The organism is Candidatus Igneacidithiobacillus taiwanensis (assembly GCF_031962545.1).
Taxonomy (GTDB): Bacteria; Pseudomonadota; Gammaproteobacteria; order Acidithiobacillales; family Acidithiobacillaceae; genus Igneacidithiobacillus; species Igneacidithiobacillus taiwanensis.
This window is the reverse complement of sequence record NZ_JAVRKK010000010.1, coordinates 34,000-47,316: the sequence shown is the minus strand read 5'-3', so window position 1 is coordinate 47,316 and position 13,317 is coordinate 34,000. Positions and strand designations below refer to the sequence as shown.

The 13,317-nt window shown below is 57.2% G+C and carries 9 protein-coding genes; all 9 read left to right on the top strand.

The genetic code is table 11. The annotated features are described in order from the left end of the window. Nucleotides 1-838: 838 nt before the first annotated feature. The 9 genes from RTI30_RS03025 (at nucleotide 839) to RTI30_RS02985 (ending at nucleotide 13,252) form a co-directional block, all read left to right on the top strand. The gene (locus RTI30_RS03025; protein WP_312283368.1) at nucleotides 839-1,621 is read left to right on the top strand and encodes a hypothetical protein; all 783 of its coding nucleotides are present in this window, start codon (nucleotides 839-841) and stop codon (nucleotides 1,619-1,621) included. Between the two features lie 13 nt (nucleotides 1,622-1,634). Continuing rightward, a complete protein-coding gene (locus tag RTI30_RS03020) occupies nucleotides 1,635-2,717 on the top strand; it encodes a hypothetical protein (protein ID WP_312283367.1) in 1,083 nt (360 codons plus the stop codon). 85 nt (nucleotides 2,718-2,802) lie between these two features. Next, nucleotides 2,803-4,593 carry a hypothetical protein gene (locus RTI30_RS03015; RefSeq protein WP_312283366.1) on the top strand — a complete coding sequence of 597 codons (1,791 nt, stop codon included), beginning with the start codon at nucleotides 2,803-2,805 and terminating at the stop codon, nucleotides 4,591-4,593. A 30-nt stretch (nucleotides 4,594-4,623) separates the two neighbouring features. Continuing rightward, a complete protein-coding gene (locus RTI30_RS03010; protein ID WP_312283365.1) occupies nucleotides 4,624-8,049 on the top strand; it encodes a glycosyltransferase in 3,426 nt (1,141 codons plus the stop codon). Then, entirely contained in the window at nucleotides 8,034-8,486 is a 453-nt protein-coding gene (locus RTI30_RS03005) for a hypothetical protein (protein ID WP_312283364.1), read from the top strand. The genes RTI30_RS03010 and RTI30_RS03005 overlap by 16 nt, the downstream gene beginning before the upstream one ends. Nucleotides 8,487-8,543: 57 nt before the next feature. Next, nucleotides 8,544-8,972 (top strand): DUF6582 domain-containing protein, encoded by a 429-nt coding sequence (locus RTI30_RS03000; RefSeq protein WP_312283363.1) that lies wholly within the window; start codon nucleotides 8,544-8,546, stop codon nucleotides 8,970-8,972. Next, nucleotides 8,959-10,260: an NUDIX hydrolase gene (locus RTI30_RS02995; RefSeq protein ID WP_312283362.1), complete on the top strand. Its 1,302-nt coding sequence runs from the start codon at nucleotides 8,959-8,961 to the stop codon at nucleotides 10,258-10,260. The genes RTI30_RS03000 and RTI30_RS02995 overlap by 14 nt, the downstream gene beginning before the upstream one ends. A 65-nt stretch (nucleotides 10,261-10,325) precedes the next feature. Further along, a complete protein-coding gene (locus RTI30_RS02990; protein WP_312283361.1) occupies nucleotides 10,326-11,429 on the top strand; it encodes a hypothetical protein in 1,104 nt (367 codons plus the stop codon). Between the two features lie 11 nt (nucleotides 11,430-11,440). Next, on the top strand, nucleotides 11,441-13,252 hold the full coding sequence (locus RTI30_RS02985) for a hypothetical protein (RefSeq protein ID WP_312283360.1): 1,812 nt from the start codon (nucleotides 11,441-11,443) through the stop codon (nucleotides 13,250-13,252). Nucleotides 13,253-13,317 lie beyond the last annotated feature (65 nt).

Sequence of the window (13,317 nt, the reverse complement as noted above, 5' to 3'; positions counted from 1 at the left end):
CCACCGTCAACCTTTTCTATTTTATAGGCGGAAGGGTATGCTTGCTTGACAAAAGCGGCACTTTTGTAGTCTGTACTGCGTGCAAATCTAACCATTGCCTTGTCCTCTCTGCTAGGCTTGGGCGCCATTGCCCTTGCGCTATGTGTGAATAATAGTGCCACCGCGCCGTACTTTCAATCTTTTTTTGCGCCAAATTTTTTTATGACGACATAAGGTATGTTTGTGAACGCTTGGGAACGCTTGGGAACGCTTGGGAACGCTTGGGAACGCTTGGGAACGCTTGGGAACGCTTGGGAACGCTTGGGAACGCTTGGGAACGCTTGGGAAGGTTTACCAAGGCGCGCAACGTGTCACACGGCGGACCATAAACGCCACGCCGGCGCATCGTCAGATCATCGGCTTTCCTATAATTCTACGCATTTATCCTGTTTCGCGTCGATTTGCGGCACAGGGTCAAATCATCCCAGCCCGCGCGTTTGCGTTGATTGTAGGGCAGATATGACGAAAGCAGAGGGTGCGAGGGGCCGCGGCAGCCATCGAAGGAAGGCGGCAATTCGGGTTTACCCCCTCGCAATTTTCTCAGCATTTTCACCATACTATATTAGCATTTTCTTATACAGCCTACATCCTCGATGCGACATCAGCATTTTCTTATATACACACTTGCTGCGCGCCCCGCTTCCCCTTTTTGTTGACAACGACTATTACGATGTGTACTATTTCCACATGCCAACCCCTAAAAAATCTTCGGTGCATACCGCGCGGTCTGGGACTTTACAGACAACATAAAGTTGCCTGTTCATAGGTGGTTCAGATATTCTCCGTTATATTTCCCCCCATGCAGCATCTAAAGATCGACGCCTCTTTACTTCGTCGCGCCCGCGAGCCGGACGGCGCGGGGCTCATTCTGTTCTATAACCTGTTATACGCCGACCGTGGCTGGGTGTTGCCCGACCATTTGGCCCCCGTATGTCAGGCACTGGCGGACGTGCGGATCAAAAAGCTCATGCTGATCCTGGGTCCAGGGAATGGTAAAAGTCAGTTGCTCTCCACGACCTTCCCGATCTGGGCTTTGGGACATGACCCATCCTTGACCATTCTGGGTATCTCTGGAGCGGAGAACCTGATGCATGGCTTCATTCAGGGTGCGATGGAGCTGATCGAGTATTCCCCGGTGTATAAGGCGATCTTCCCTGCCGTGCGGCCCGATAAGAACGCGGGGTGGAGCACGCAGCGAGGCATTTTCGTCACTGGCCGTTCACCGGGTATCCCGGACGCTTCCTTTTTTGGCGCGGGCATTGGCTCCAAGGCACTCGCGGGTAAACACGCCAAGCTCATCATCCTGGACGACGTACACACGGACGGTAATTCCCAGACTCCCGAGCAGTGCGAAGGGGTGCGAAGGTTGTACTACAACACCATTTTAGGCCGTGCTGACCCGATGGGGGCGCGATTCATCCTGGCAGGCCGCCGCTGGCACGAGAACGACTTGTATGGGCACTTGATGCAGACCGAGGAGTGGGTCACGATGATCCTTCCGGCCTTCCGTGACGGGGTAAAAGAACTTTACTTTGACGTGCTGGTCCCCGACGGCTTGAAGTGCGTGTTCACGGATAACTAAAGGGCCTACCCTCATGATAAAAACTCGTGCGATTTTTGGGGCGGACCCAACCGGACAGGGCTTTTACTGGGCCAAGTCGGAACAAAAGCGGTCGGAGGCACTGGCCGTTCGCAGAAACGCGCCGTATGAGTTCGACGCCGTATATCAATGTAACCCGTCTGCCTTGGCGGGGACGATCTTCACGCCTGCGGACTTCGCATATTACCCTATTCCCTCTCCCGCCGACAGTAACCCGTATGACGCCTCGCTGTGGAAGCCCTTTTTATCTTCTGGCGACCTGGTGGTGCAGGCGTGGGATACGGCAGGGTCATCTTCCCTTCAGGCGGACTATTCGGTAGGGATTACGGCATCCTTGCGTCCGTGCAGCGAGTACCATTGTGGGGAGAATGAGGACTTGCTCGGCCCGTGCGAGCCGCACTACGACGTGTATATCACTCACCTGTTCCGCCAGCAGTTGGACTACACCGACCTCGTGCGCGAGGCGCGGGACTTGATGCGCCAGTGGGGGCCGACGACCGTTTTAATCGAGCAGAAAAGCACCGGCGATCCTTTACTCAAGACCCTGTTGCAAGCGGGGCTACCTGTCGAGGGGAGGAAACCGGGGGTGCTGTCCAAGAAAGCTCGGGCGACGTTGAGCCTCGGCGCTGGGTCCGTACAGGGTTGGATGCGTATGCACCGGGTGCGCTGGCCTGCTGGGGTGGAGTGGTTGGCGGACGCGCAGAAGGAGATCACCAGTTTCACTGGCGCTGAGGACCAACACGACGACATCGTGGACGCCTTGGTGTATCTCGTGGGCTACGCGATTGAGCTGGCGGGGGCCGTGGCGCGACTGCCGACGGACATGGAGACTTTCGAGAAGAATGCAGCACAGCAGGCGGCGCGGGACTACAATGTGTTCACGACTGCGCGACAGCCTAACCCCGTCATGCCGTGGGAGGTATTGTTCAAGTCTACACCGCACGACCCGTTCGCGGCCTCCTGTGGGCGCTGTTCTTCTTTTGACGCGGGCCGTCAGTTCTGTGTGTTCCATAACCGCCGCACATTTGCGCTTAACTCGTGCCCCGACATAAACCCGTCTGAGAGTTTGTTAGCCTAGTGGGTGGCGTGCATAGCCGCAATTGCATATTTTTTCGCACCTTTTGTTGTGATATTCTCACGTCATCTTTTCTGGAGCCCGCACTATGGCTAACCTTTCGGACGTAACCAAATCGACGGTAGAAGCGATAAAACGCTACTTCACCAAAGAGTCCACGGGCCTGCCCACCACGGCGAATGATGACCCGGAGTACCTGAATCAACTGGGACAGGAGGTCATGGTGCTGGAGTCGGGGGTGGCAGTGCGGCGTCCACCCAGTATTGCGTCGGTGAGTGACCTGTCTACCCATACCAGAGAAGCCTATGAGAAATTGGGCAGACTGGTTACAACAAGTGGGCCGGAGTTCGTCAAGGGTCTGATTGAGTTCCAGAAGGCCATTACAGCGCCCCCTTCTATGATGTCTTATGCTCGTATCTCATACATGCCAGAGATGCACAACGCTGGGGTCATGCAGTGGCCGGATATTCCGCCAGAGGCGTTACAAAAGGTCGTCAAGGAAAACATCGCGCCGCTCATGATTATCGGGATGCGGGTGGATGACGTACAGCGGTACTCACAGCTTTCCAACCAACCCTGGAAACCAGGCTGGCGCATCGTCCCCAAGCAGCACGGGCAGGTCATTGACGACAGGACGCGGAAAGACATCGAGGACGCACAGCAGTTTGTGCTGAACTGTACCACGGAGACGACCGATGCTCGCATCCGCGACGCGAACGGCATGACGGGCATACAACGCTTCCTCGCCATGTTGGTGCGGGACACGCTGACATACGACGGCATTGCTGTGTGGACGGACATGACGGTTGGCGGGAGAATCAAGTCCTTTTCACTACTCCCCGCCGGTCGTATCCGCATGACCGGGCCGAATGGGTATAAGCCGCCCGAGGAACCGGGTCCGGACAAGCGCATCTTTGCTGTGGCAGTGGATGATACCGGCTCCGTGATGCACACCTTCACGCGGGACAATCTGGTGTGGTACGTGCGAAACCCGCGCACGGATGCAGACATTACGGGGTACGGCTATCCCGAGATCAGTCAGGCCATGCGGCTCATTCAGGGGGCTACCAACATCCTCGACATGGGCATCGACCGCTTCAACACGTCCGCCATCCCGCAGGGGATGTTGCTTCTGGAGGGGCAGGGATGGACACAGCGGCAGCTGGACGTGGTGGCACGTATCTGGACCAACCTCAAGAACGGCACGACGAAATCCTGGGCGCTTCCAGCCATGCAGGTGCCGCTGAACGGCAAGATCACGGTGTTGGACCTGTCCGACATAGCGGGCAAGGAAGTGTATTATCAGGACTTCGCCAACATGCTTTATGGTGCGCTCTGCACCATTTTCCGCTTCCCGGTCACGCGCCTCGGCTACCGCATTTCAGGTAAGGGGCCGGACACGTCCCCGGACAAGCGATCTTCCGACTGGATCGTGGATGAAGATGATCCGGGACTGGCCCCCCTGCTTGGGCATATCGAGGCCGTGTTCAATGAGTATTTGGTTGGCGTGAACTGGCCGCATTTGCAGTTTACATTTACTGGCAAGTCCCCCAAGGAAGATGCTCGCGAGTATGAGTTGCGTTCCTTGGCGATGACGGTGGATGAACGCCGTGCGCAGGCCGGGCTACCCCCGCTCGAGGACGTGGTGGACGCGAAGTACCGCGACTTGGCGTTGCTGTTGGGCATTGCTCCGACCGACCCCGCGCTTTCCGGCCCTTTCCAGTCCATGGCGGCGACGTTGTTGGGGGGTGGCGCGAACGTCAAACAGGCGGAGTCCATGTTCGGGCATAAGATTGACCCGGCACAGGCGGACGAGCATGGGCACATGAGCGGCGTTCGGCGCTCCAACGACGGCAGCGGGGACAAGCCAAATAAATAATTTTTGCAGGTGAAACAAGGAGACAGACAGGTGGACAGCAAAGCAAAACCTTACATTCTCGGCTATCTGGGGAACCGGGAGGGCAACGGGTACTATCGGTTGATTGAGCCGCTACGGGCTGCGAAAGATGCGGGGTTGGTGTTCGGTCGGCTGGAGGATCGGGTACTGACGACGGAGGCGGTTCTTGCCATGCGCCCTTCTGCGGTGGTGTGGCAGATGCAGATGCAGGACCATTTACTGGAGACGATGAAAGACTATCATCGGGCTGGCGTTTTCCAGGTTTATGAAGTGGATGATCTCATCCTGTCCAAGAGCGACATCGCGGATAGCAACATTCACAAGGGTAAGTTCCCTTCAGACTTGAAGGCGCGGTGGCGGAAAATTCTCAGTTTCGTGGACCGCGTGACCGTTCCGACCGAACCTTTGGCGGCGTATTACCGGGACTTGGGCGTGGACGTGCGGGTTGTGCCTAATGCCATTCCGCGACGAGTTTTAGATGCTATCCAGGCAAAGCCTTTTTCCGCCGAAAAGCTGAGTAGTTCCTATCGTCCGCGAATTGGGTGGATGGGCGGTATCGGTCACGCAGGAGACTTGGCGGTTCTTGCCGAAGTCGTTGAACTATTAGGCGATACGGTGCAGTGGGTGTTCATGGGCATGGTGCCTCCTGGTGTGACGCCTGAGAAGGTTGAGGTGATTCCCCCGGCCCCGGTCGAGCAGCACTTGTTGCGTTGGGCGCAGGCAGACATCGACTTGGCGTTAGCGCCGCTGGAGCGGAGCGCGTACAACGAGTGTAAGTCCAATTTGCGGGTTTTGGAGTACGGTGCGTGCGGCTTCCCAGTGCTGGCTACCAAGATCGCTCCCTACGCGGATGCGCCGGTGTTTTTCCCGGAGTCCGATACGGCGTCGGCATGGGCGGCGAAAATACGCGAGTTGGTTAGCGATCTGGGGGCGCTGCATGAATCTGGCCTCTATTTGCGAGCTTGGGTGGAACGCCACTTCACCTTGGAGGACCGTGCACCGGCGTTTGCCGCCGCTTGGGGGGCCGATATTGCTTCCACTTGGGATGCCTCGCTTGAGGCGCAGGAGGCAAAAGGGTATTGGGTGGGGCATGAGGCGTTGTGCGTTATCCCCAAGGGTCTGAAAGCGCGATCCGAAGCCTATGCAGCGGCGCATCCTGAGGTGGCGGCGATCAGTTTCTTGTCCAACGACGGAGACTACGCGGCGTATCCTATGGCGGGTCAGTTTGTACCCATCAATGCCGAGATTTCTGAGCGGATTCAAGACGTGGTGCACCGTTTGGAGCTGGACCCGCTAGAGTTGCCGGTCCCCGTAGGGCCGTTGACCTATATCACTCCGGTAGGGGAGGCCCGGATCGGCGCGCTGGACGTGACATTGCCGCTGGTGTCGGGGCAGTTGATGGACTTCGGTGCGAAGGCGCTTTCTTTGGGCTTGAAAACCGTCCTGCTGCCCGAGTTCGTTGGGGCGCTGTTTCCGCAGGAACGGGATGAACAGAAGGCCGCCAGTATTGCCCAAGGGTTTGCGCTGCGGTATCCGGGGCAGGAGAAGCTGTTTGACAAGGACGCGGAGGTGTTCGAGTCGCTGCGTGTGCTTCGCGCCAACATCGAGGCAGAGTATAACGTAAGGTACTATCAGATCACCCCGGCGGGACGCTCTCCTGCGGACGCGTATGACCTGTGGTTGGACGCCTATATGTCGGGCATCCCGGCGGATTGCGAGGAGGTTTCCGTAGTGCATATCGGCAGCGACGCGCCGTTGCCGGACACCCGGTATGTCTGCTTCACGCAGCCGACGGATACCTTCTTGCCAGGGGTGTATGGGGCTGTGCGGGACGCGCCGATGGCCTACTGCGACGAAGATACGGCGAACGGTGCGGTGCGGTCTAACCCATATTGCAAGCCCGCGTGGAACTACACGTTGCTGCTGTCGCATAACTATCTGGGACGGGGTGTGCGGCTGCGGACGGACGATCTGCGGGAGATGGGTGTGACCGGCGCTCCGGCCAGTGAGTATGAATACGCGGACCTGTTGTTCCGCGTCGTGGAGCGGTTCGACGGGCATTTGTATGAGAACGCGGACCGGTTTATCCATGTGCCTGAAATCGGCCTGACCAAGACGGCTCAGGACGCACCATACATCTATCCCGTAGGGGACCATATCAAGCGCCGCAGCCGGGCCGCGATGGTGAATGTGCTTCCGAACCGCATGTCGTTTGTGCAGTGGGCGATGGAGGCGCAGCCTCGGGTCGAGATTGGCATACCCACTAAAGATAACGCAGGGATGTTGGACCGTTGTGTCGGGTCTATTTTGCGGTTCACCTCGTATCCTAGTTACCACATCACCATTTTCGACAACGGTTCGCGGGATAAAGAAACCTTGCGGCTTCTGGCCCAGATGGAGAAGCATGAGAAGATCACGGTCAAGCGGGTGCCGCTGTCCCCATTCAACTACTCTACCGTCAATAACCGCGGCTTTCAGGGTGCTGATGCGGACTATTTTCTGTTGATGAATGACGATGTGGAGGTGTTGCCGAACGGCGGCCATTGGCTGGACCTGATGCTACGCACCGCCCAAGATGACCAGGTAGGTGTTGTCGGGGCTAAATTACTGTACGCCAACCGCACAGTACAGCACGTCGGGGTCGTTACAGGCATGGGTTTCGTTGCGGATCATAAATTCAAAGGCATCGGCGCGCAGGACTTTGGCTACTTTGGACAGGCGGTTGTACCTCATGAAGTGAGTGCGGTTACGGGGGCCTGTTTGTTGGTGTCTAAGCCTGCTTGGGATGCGGTCGGCGGTTTGGACGAGCGGTACGCCGTAGCGTATGGGGACGTGGATTTTTGTACTAAGTGTCGTACAGCCGGGTATAAGGTGGTTATTCAGCCGCAAGCGGCTCTGTTGCATCACGAGAGCGTCAGCCGGGGGTTGGACGATACACCGGAGAAACTGGCGCGGCATTTGGGGGAGGCACGTACTTACCGCGAGACGCATGTGTTGGAGTCGGACCCGTTCTGGAGCCCGCTACTTGCGCTTTCCACACAGCCTGCGCTGGCATGGCCTCCGCGTTCTTATACTCCAACCTATCACGGCGGCGTGTTCTTGATCGGCGCGAACCCGGAGATGGAGCGTCAGTTGAGCCGGGAGCAGGTACGTTGGGTGCGTTTCGAGATGCACTCACCGACTACGTTACGGCAGGTGCTGCCGCAGGTGGCGAACGCGCCTTTGCTCAATCTGTACGACACCTCACAAGCTTGGTTCCGACAACGGTATGCGCCGGAGCGCGTGGTGCTCTGTACCAACAAGGGGCTTTCACTGGAGCTTCTGCACTGGCTCTTGTATCTGCGGGAGCAGGGTGTGCAGGTCGAGGCACTGGCGGGGCTGCCAGAGATACCTTTTGCCTCGACGCAAGACGTGTGTGAGTTATGGGAAAAGCTCTGATTTCGGTGTCGGACGCCATAGAAACGCTCCGCAAGAGCCTGGGGGAGATGTCTGCCGAGGAAGAAACGCTGCTTTGGCAGTTACGCAATGCGCCGATCCCCCCGGCGGCACACTATGACTATGGGATGTTCTATGACGGGATATGTGACTGCTATCTCTGCACCGAGCATCGTGCCGCACAGCGGATTTTCGCTTTGCGGGGGGGAAAGAAGAACAGCGCCGACTCGTGGTTTCGCCTGGTCCGGGCGACGGATAGCCGATTGACCATATACTCTGAGATTTCTTTCGCTTTACGGAATCGGCCAGAGTTTGAGGCCCGCATGGAGCGCGTTTTTTGGGCGCTGTTGAGTCATGCGCCACATGTTTTGGAATACTGGCTACAAAAAGATAATATTCGAACTACGGCATATTGGATCAAAGTTTTGGCGCCGGCGTAGTTATAGGCGTTCCATCAAAGCGGTGATAGTATCCCAGCAATCACGGAGGGCTATCTTATGTCCGTCACGGTCAAAGTCGCAGATTTCACGTTCACGTTTGGGGAGAATTTCTCCATTCGCAAAGGGGGCGTGGCATACACGCCTCGCGTCGGAAACACGCAGCAGTTCGCTGGCACGAACGCCGATGTTCGTAAACGGGAGCTAGGGCAAGGTGAGCACCGCAGCCCGCCCAAAGGCTACCCCAAAGACAAGAGCCAATACGCCGTGCCCGAGTATTATATGTTTCCCATCGACAACGCGGAGCGTACCCGCGCGGCGATCAGTTACTTCCCCCATCACACCTGGAAGCCGGACGAACACAAGGAGGAAGCGGCGAAACGGATTCTACGCGCGGCGAAAAAGTTCGGCATTGACGTGAGCGATGCGTCGGAAGTGGCGGAAGCGGCCAAGGGCGGCGGAGGATTCGGCTCCTATGGGCACTGGTGAAGCTATTTGCATCGATTTTCCTGCCGTCATCAAGTCTCATATTGAGAAAGGACGGCGCACGGTATGGGTAGAAGCCAGTAACCAGGAGCCTGACAGCGAAGGGGACGTTATTCTCCAGTCTGCGCTACTGGGGTCCGCCGAGTATTTTCTGGAACAAGGTCATATTGACATCGACCATATCTCGGAGATCGGAGCGAGGCTTTCCCCGCCAGTCCGTGACCCCAGCGCGTTTATCATTGGTAAGCCAGTTTCCGTTGAAGACGCTGGCGACGGACGCACCGCTGTCGTATGGGAACTTGGGAAGGGTGCTAAAGCCGAAGAGTTTTGGGCATCTCTTTTGTCCGGCGAGGGTCTGCCGTGGCGGGCGTCTATTTATGGCTTTCCGATGGACGGGGGTATTACAGAGTGCCAGTCGAGTTATTGTGCGATGGGCGCTACCCGGTATCTGGTGAAGGCCATACAATGGAAGTCGCTGGCGATGACACAGCATCCGGTAAACGACGCGATCCGGGGCGCGGCCAAGGTAGTATCGGCCAAGGCGTTCGTCAAATCGCTTTCCAAAGCGGCGCACGCGCAGTCCAACTTGCCGGACACGTTGATGTATACGGACAGTGCTGTCTTACCTACTTGTGCAGGTGTGCTATTCACTGATGGGCGCGAGGTGTTTCTTCTGCACCGCACCGACCGCGATGAGTGGGAGGGACCGGGTGGTCATTTGGAGCCCGGAGAGTCGGCGGAACAGGCCGCGAAGCGCGAGACCGAAGAAGAGACCGGGGTGTCTGTGCCTTTGAGCCAAATGAATCACCCGGATCGCCAGAGTGAGTATTACATGGCGTTTGAGGTGCCGGTAGGCAAGCCGGATTTTCGTTTCCGGTTGAACCATGAACACGATAAAGGTCAGTGGTTTGACTTGGCACACTTGCCCGATGCGGCACACCCGAACCTGAAGAAATGGGCAAAGCAGAAATTGCAAGGCGCCGCGGCGAAGTCGAACGAAATGAACGCTGACCCTTCGCAACAGGAAATCCCTCCCACCGGCGAGTTGAACAGCCTTGGAGAAGGTCTACCGATGTTGGCGATGTCGGAGCAACCAGGGGGTGTATGTGGGCGTGAGGCGCTGTGGAAAGAGTATACGAATCATGTTGCTACGGGCGACTGTCCGCATTGTCTGGGCGGTGTGAATGTCGCGTCGCTCCGGCAGCATTTTCAGCGTTGTGACGGGATGCCTTTCGGAAAAGCGGATATTCTCGCGCTGGCCTTAATCCATTTGTTGCAACGTGCCCGCTAAACCTATAGGTGTTCTTTACTTTTTGTGTTTTGCTTATGCAGTAGCCTACTTTGGAGGATAGCATCATGGCTAGTTTCAAGTCGCTTCTGGCGGATATGATCCGCAAGGCCCGTGAGGACAATACGGTGCCGCCCGAGTTGTTTGTGGATGACCACCTCGATGACGCAGAGTCTCGCCACCAGGTGCCCTCCAAGGAGCAGGTCAAGTTTGGCCCGACCGAAGCCGCGTCTGGCGAAGGCGTGGTACGGATGATTGGGGATTATTCCAACCCGGCGCCGCAGCAGGCCATTACCGAGGAGTACATTGAGTTTAACCGCTCTTTCGACAAGCGCCTGAAGAAAATCGAGAAGGCCATAGTTGACATCTCCAAGGGTCATAACCAAATGGCTTCCCTGGTCGGCGGTATCGTCGCTGCTGTCGAGAAGGCTGAGGAACATGACGACGAAGATAAGGAAGTGCGGGAAATGACCGAGAAGGCCGTCCGCAAAGCCAAAGTCGCGCTGTTCAAGGCCGAAATGGATGAAGATGACGACGACAACGAGGCGGTTGAGGAATCGGTAATCTCTGCTGAGAAAGCCGTCAACACCGCGATCAAGGCATTGACCAAGGCTGCTGAGGAAGACGAGGACGAAGAGAAGATGGAAAAGGCCCGCAAGGTCGCCAAGGCTCTTCGTGAACGCCTGAAAGCAATCAAGGCCAAGAAGGACGACAAGGGCAACCAGAACGACGGGGAAGACCCCAAAAGCGGCAATCAGGAAGACGCCGCTGCGAAGTCCATGGAGGCTGCGGTCATGGCTGCGTTGACCAAGTTGGGCATTACCAAGTCCGACGGCGAGCCCAAAGGCAACGGCGCTGAGGAAGTGCAGAAGTCTATTGATGCGCTTTCCAACAAGGTTTCCACGGTATCGGACCTCCTGAACTCGCTGATGGGCAAGTCGGTTGGCACGGCTCCTACCTTCCAAAAGGCGGAAGCCAAGGAAATGCTGAAGTCCCGTGTGGACGCCTTGAGCAAGGCCATCAACGAGGAAAGCCTGTCCGACTCGGACACGGCGGTCGCCCAGCGGATTTTGTCCCGGATTATTCAAGTGCAAGATGGTGCCATCGACGCTTCCAAGTTGGATGAGGAACTGCGTCGCGCCCCAGAAAGCGTCCTTCGGCTCGTCGGTTAAGGAGTAAGATCATGTCTCGTATGCAATTTTTGGAAGGCGCTGAGGCGGCTGCTTTCGCATCTGACGGAGCAATGAAGTCCGCTGCGGAAGTATCGCGCTGGATGCAGAGCCACAGCAACAGTAACAACCCCATGTCGCATTATGCGCGGTCCCTTAGCGCATTGGCGATGGCAGCACCTTCTCCGGTCGGGCAGGAACTGGTCAAATCCAAGTTTGCTCCGATGATGGAGCGCGTCAACGCGAAGGCCAAAGCGTTTCGTGCTAATACTCGTGTGGCCAAGTTTCCTTCCTTCGGGGAGATCGCCAAGTCCACTGGTAGCAATGCGCTTGCCAAGGCGGACCTCGATGTAGGTACGCTGACCAACTTCAGTCAGATCACCGGCGGTCAGGCACTCGGCTATGTTTCGCTGGATGTGCGGATGGCTCGTGGTACGGTTCGTCCGTCCTCGTTTACGTTGTATCAGGCGCTGAACAAGACTGCTGCCTACCAGGTCGTGGATTACTGGGCGTATGCCAACGCTACTGGTGGACCCCTCCCTGGCGGCGCGTTCTCGTCGTATTCCAGCGTTTCTCAGGGTGCGTTGAACACCTCGGCAGGTCAGTATGAGCTGAAGAGCATTACTTTGAAGATGGCGCTGGATGGCCGTGCCATTACGACCGCGTTGGCCGCGCAGAACTCCTTCGTGAACATCGAAGAGCAGGAAAACACCAACGCTGCGCTGACCGTCCTGGAGTCGGTGAACTGGGTGAACTACTGGGGCAACCCGAATGTGTACCTTAACCACTTCACGGGCGTCTATTACAGCCTGCCGACGGAAAATATCTTCAACTACCAGGAGTTCGCGTCCAACAACTCCTCGCAGGGCTGGAGCCCGCAGCAGACGCTGTTCAACATGGTCTATGAAGTGGCGGCTCAGGTGACGAAGTTCCGCACCTATGGTCAGATTACTCATGCGTTCATGAGCCCTGGCGCCATTGGCGACTTGCAGAGCCTTGTGACCACGCAGCTCAACAACATCGTCAACGACATTACGGACTTCCAGAGCGGAATCCGTGGCGTTATCGTCAACGGCGATTTGCAGGGTATGCGTACCCGGTTCGGAACCATTCAGTTCCCCATCGACATCTTCATTACCGCCCGCGACAAACCCGCGCAGAGCATCGTGTACAGCGAGAGCAACACCACCCCGGCTACTACGAGCAACCCGACGCCTCCGGCTTCGGTCACCGTTGCCACTTTGGCCCCCGGCGCTTCTGGCACCTCGGGCAGCGAGTGGACCTCGGCTTACGTGGCTTCCAGCGGTGTGTACATGTACGCTGTGGCCTCGGCGGACAGCAGCATGAACGAGTCGGTGCTGACTTACAGTGCTGCCGTGAGCGGCGTTGCGGCTGGCGGTGCGTACCAGTTGACCATTGCTCCCCCGGCAGCTAATGACATGGCGGCGTTCCGCGTGTTCCGCTCTGGTCTGGGGTACAACGAGACGACTCCTAGCCCGGCAGCGTTCCGCTACATTGGGGACGTGATCGGTAACGGGTCCGCGAATGTGACGTTCGTTGACTTGAACCAGCACATCCCCGGTTCGGAGACCATCTTCCTCTTGGATATGGATGATGATGATGACGCAATCGACTTCCGGTACTTGCTGCCGCTGACCAAGATCGAACTGTTCGCTCAGTCGTTATATATGCCATGGGCAGTAGCGATGATCGGTGCGATCCGGTTGAAGGTTCCCAAATTCCACGCGGCTATTCGGAACTACGTGCCCGTAGCCCCTGATTGGAACCCGCTGCGGTCGAATGTGAACGCCAGCAACAGCATCTAACAGTCTCTCCCACCACCTGTCTTAGCCGCCTTCGGGCGGCTTTTTTGCGCTCGTTTGCTGAATAA

What these genes read in the sequence shown, in the direction of transcription:
- RTI30_RS03025 (WP_312283368.1), top strand. Translation starts at nt 839, where the DNA reads ATGCAGCATCTAAAGATCGACGCCTCTTTACTTCGTCGCGCCCGCGAG.
- RTI30_RS03020 (WP_312283367.1), top strand. Translation starts at nt 1,635, where the DNA reads ATGATAAAAACTCGTGCGATTTTTGGGGCGGACCCAACCGGACAGGGC.
- RTI30_RS03015 (WP_312283366.1), top strand. Translation starts at nt 2,803, where the DNA reads ATGGCTAACCTTTCGGACGTAACCAAATCGACGGTAGAAGCGATAAAA.
- RTI30_RS03005 (WP_312283364.1), top strand. Translation starts at nt 8,034, where the DNA reads ATGGGAAAAGCTCTGATTTCGGTGTCGGACGCCATAGAAACGCTCCGC.
- RTI30_RS03000 (WP_312283363.1), top strand. Translation starts at nt 8,544, where the DNA reads ATGTCCGTCACGGTCAAAGTCGCAGATTTCACGTTCACGTTTGGGGAG.
- RTI30_RS02995 (WP_312283362.1), top strand. Translation starts at nt 8,959, where the DNA reads ATGGGCACTGGTGAAGCTATTTGCATCGATTTTCCTGCCGTCATCAAG.
- RTI30_RS02990 (WP_312283361.1), top strand. Translation starts at nt 10,326, where the DNA reads ATGGCTAGTTTCAAGTCGCTTCTGGCGGATATGATCCGCAAGGCCCGT.
- RTI30_RS02985 (WP_312283360.1), top strand. Translation starts at nt 11,441, where the DNA reads ATGTCTCGTATGCAATTTTTGGAAGGCGCTGAGGCGGCTGCTTTCGCA.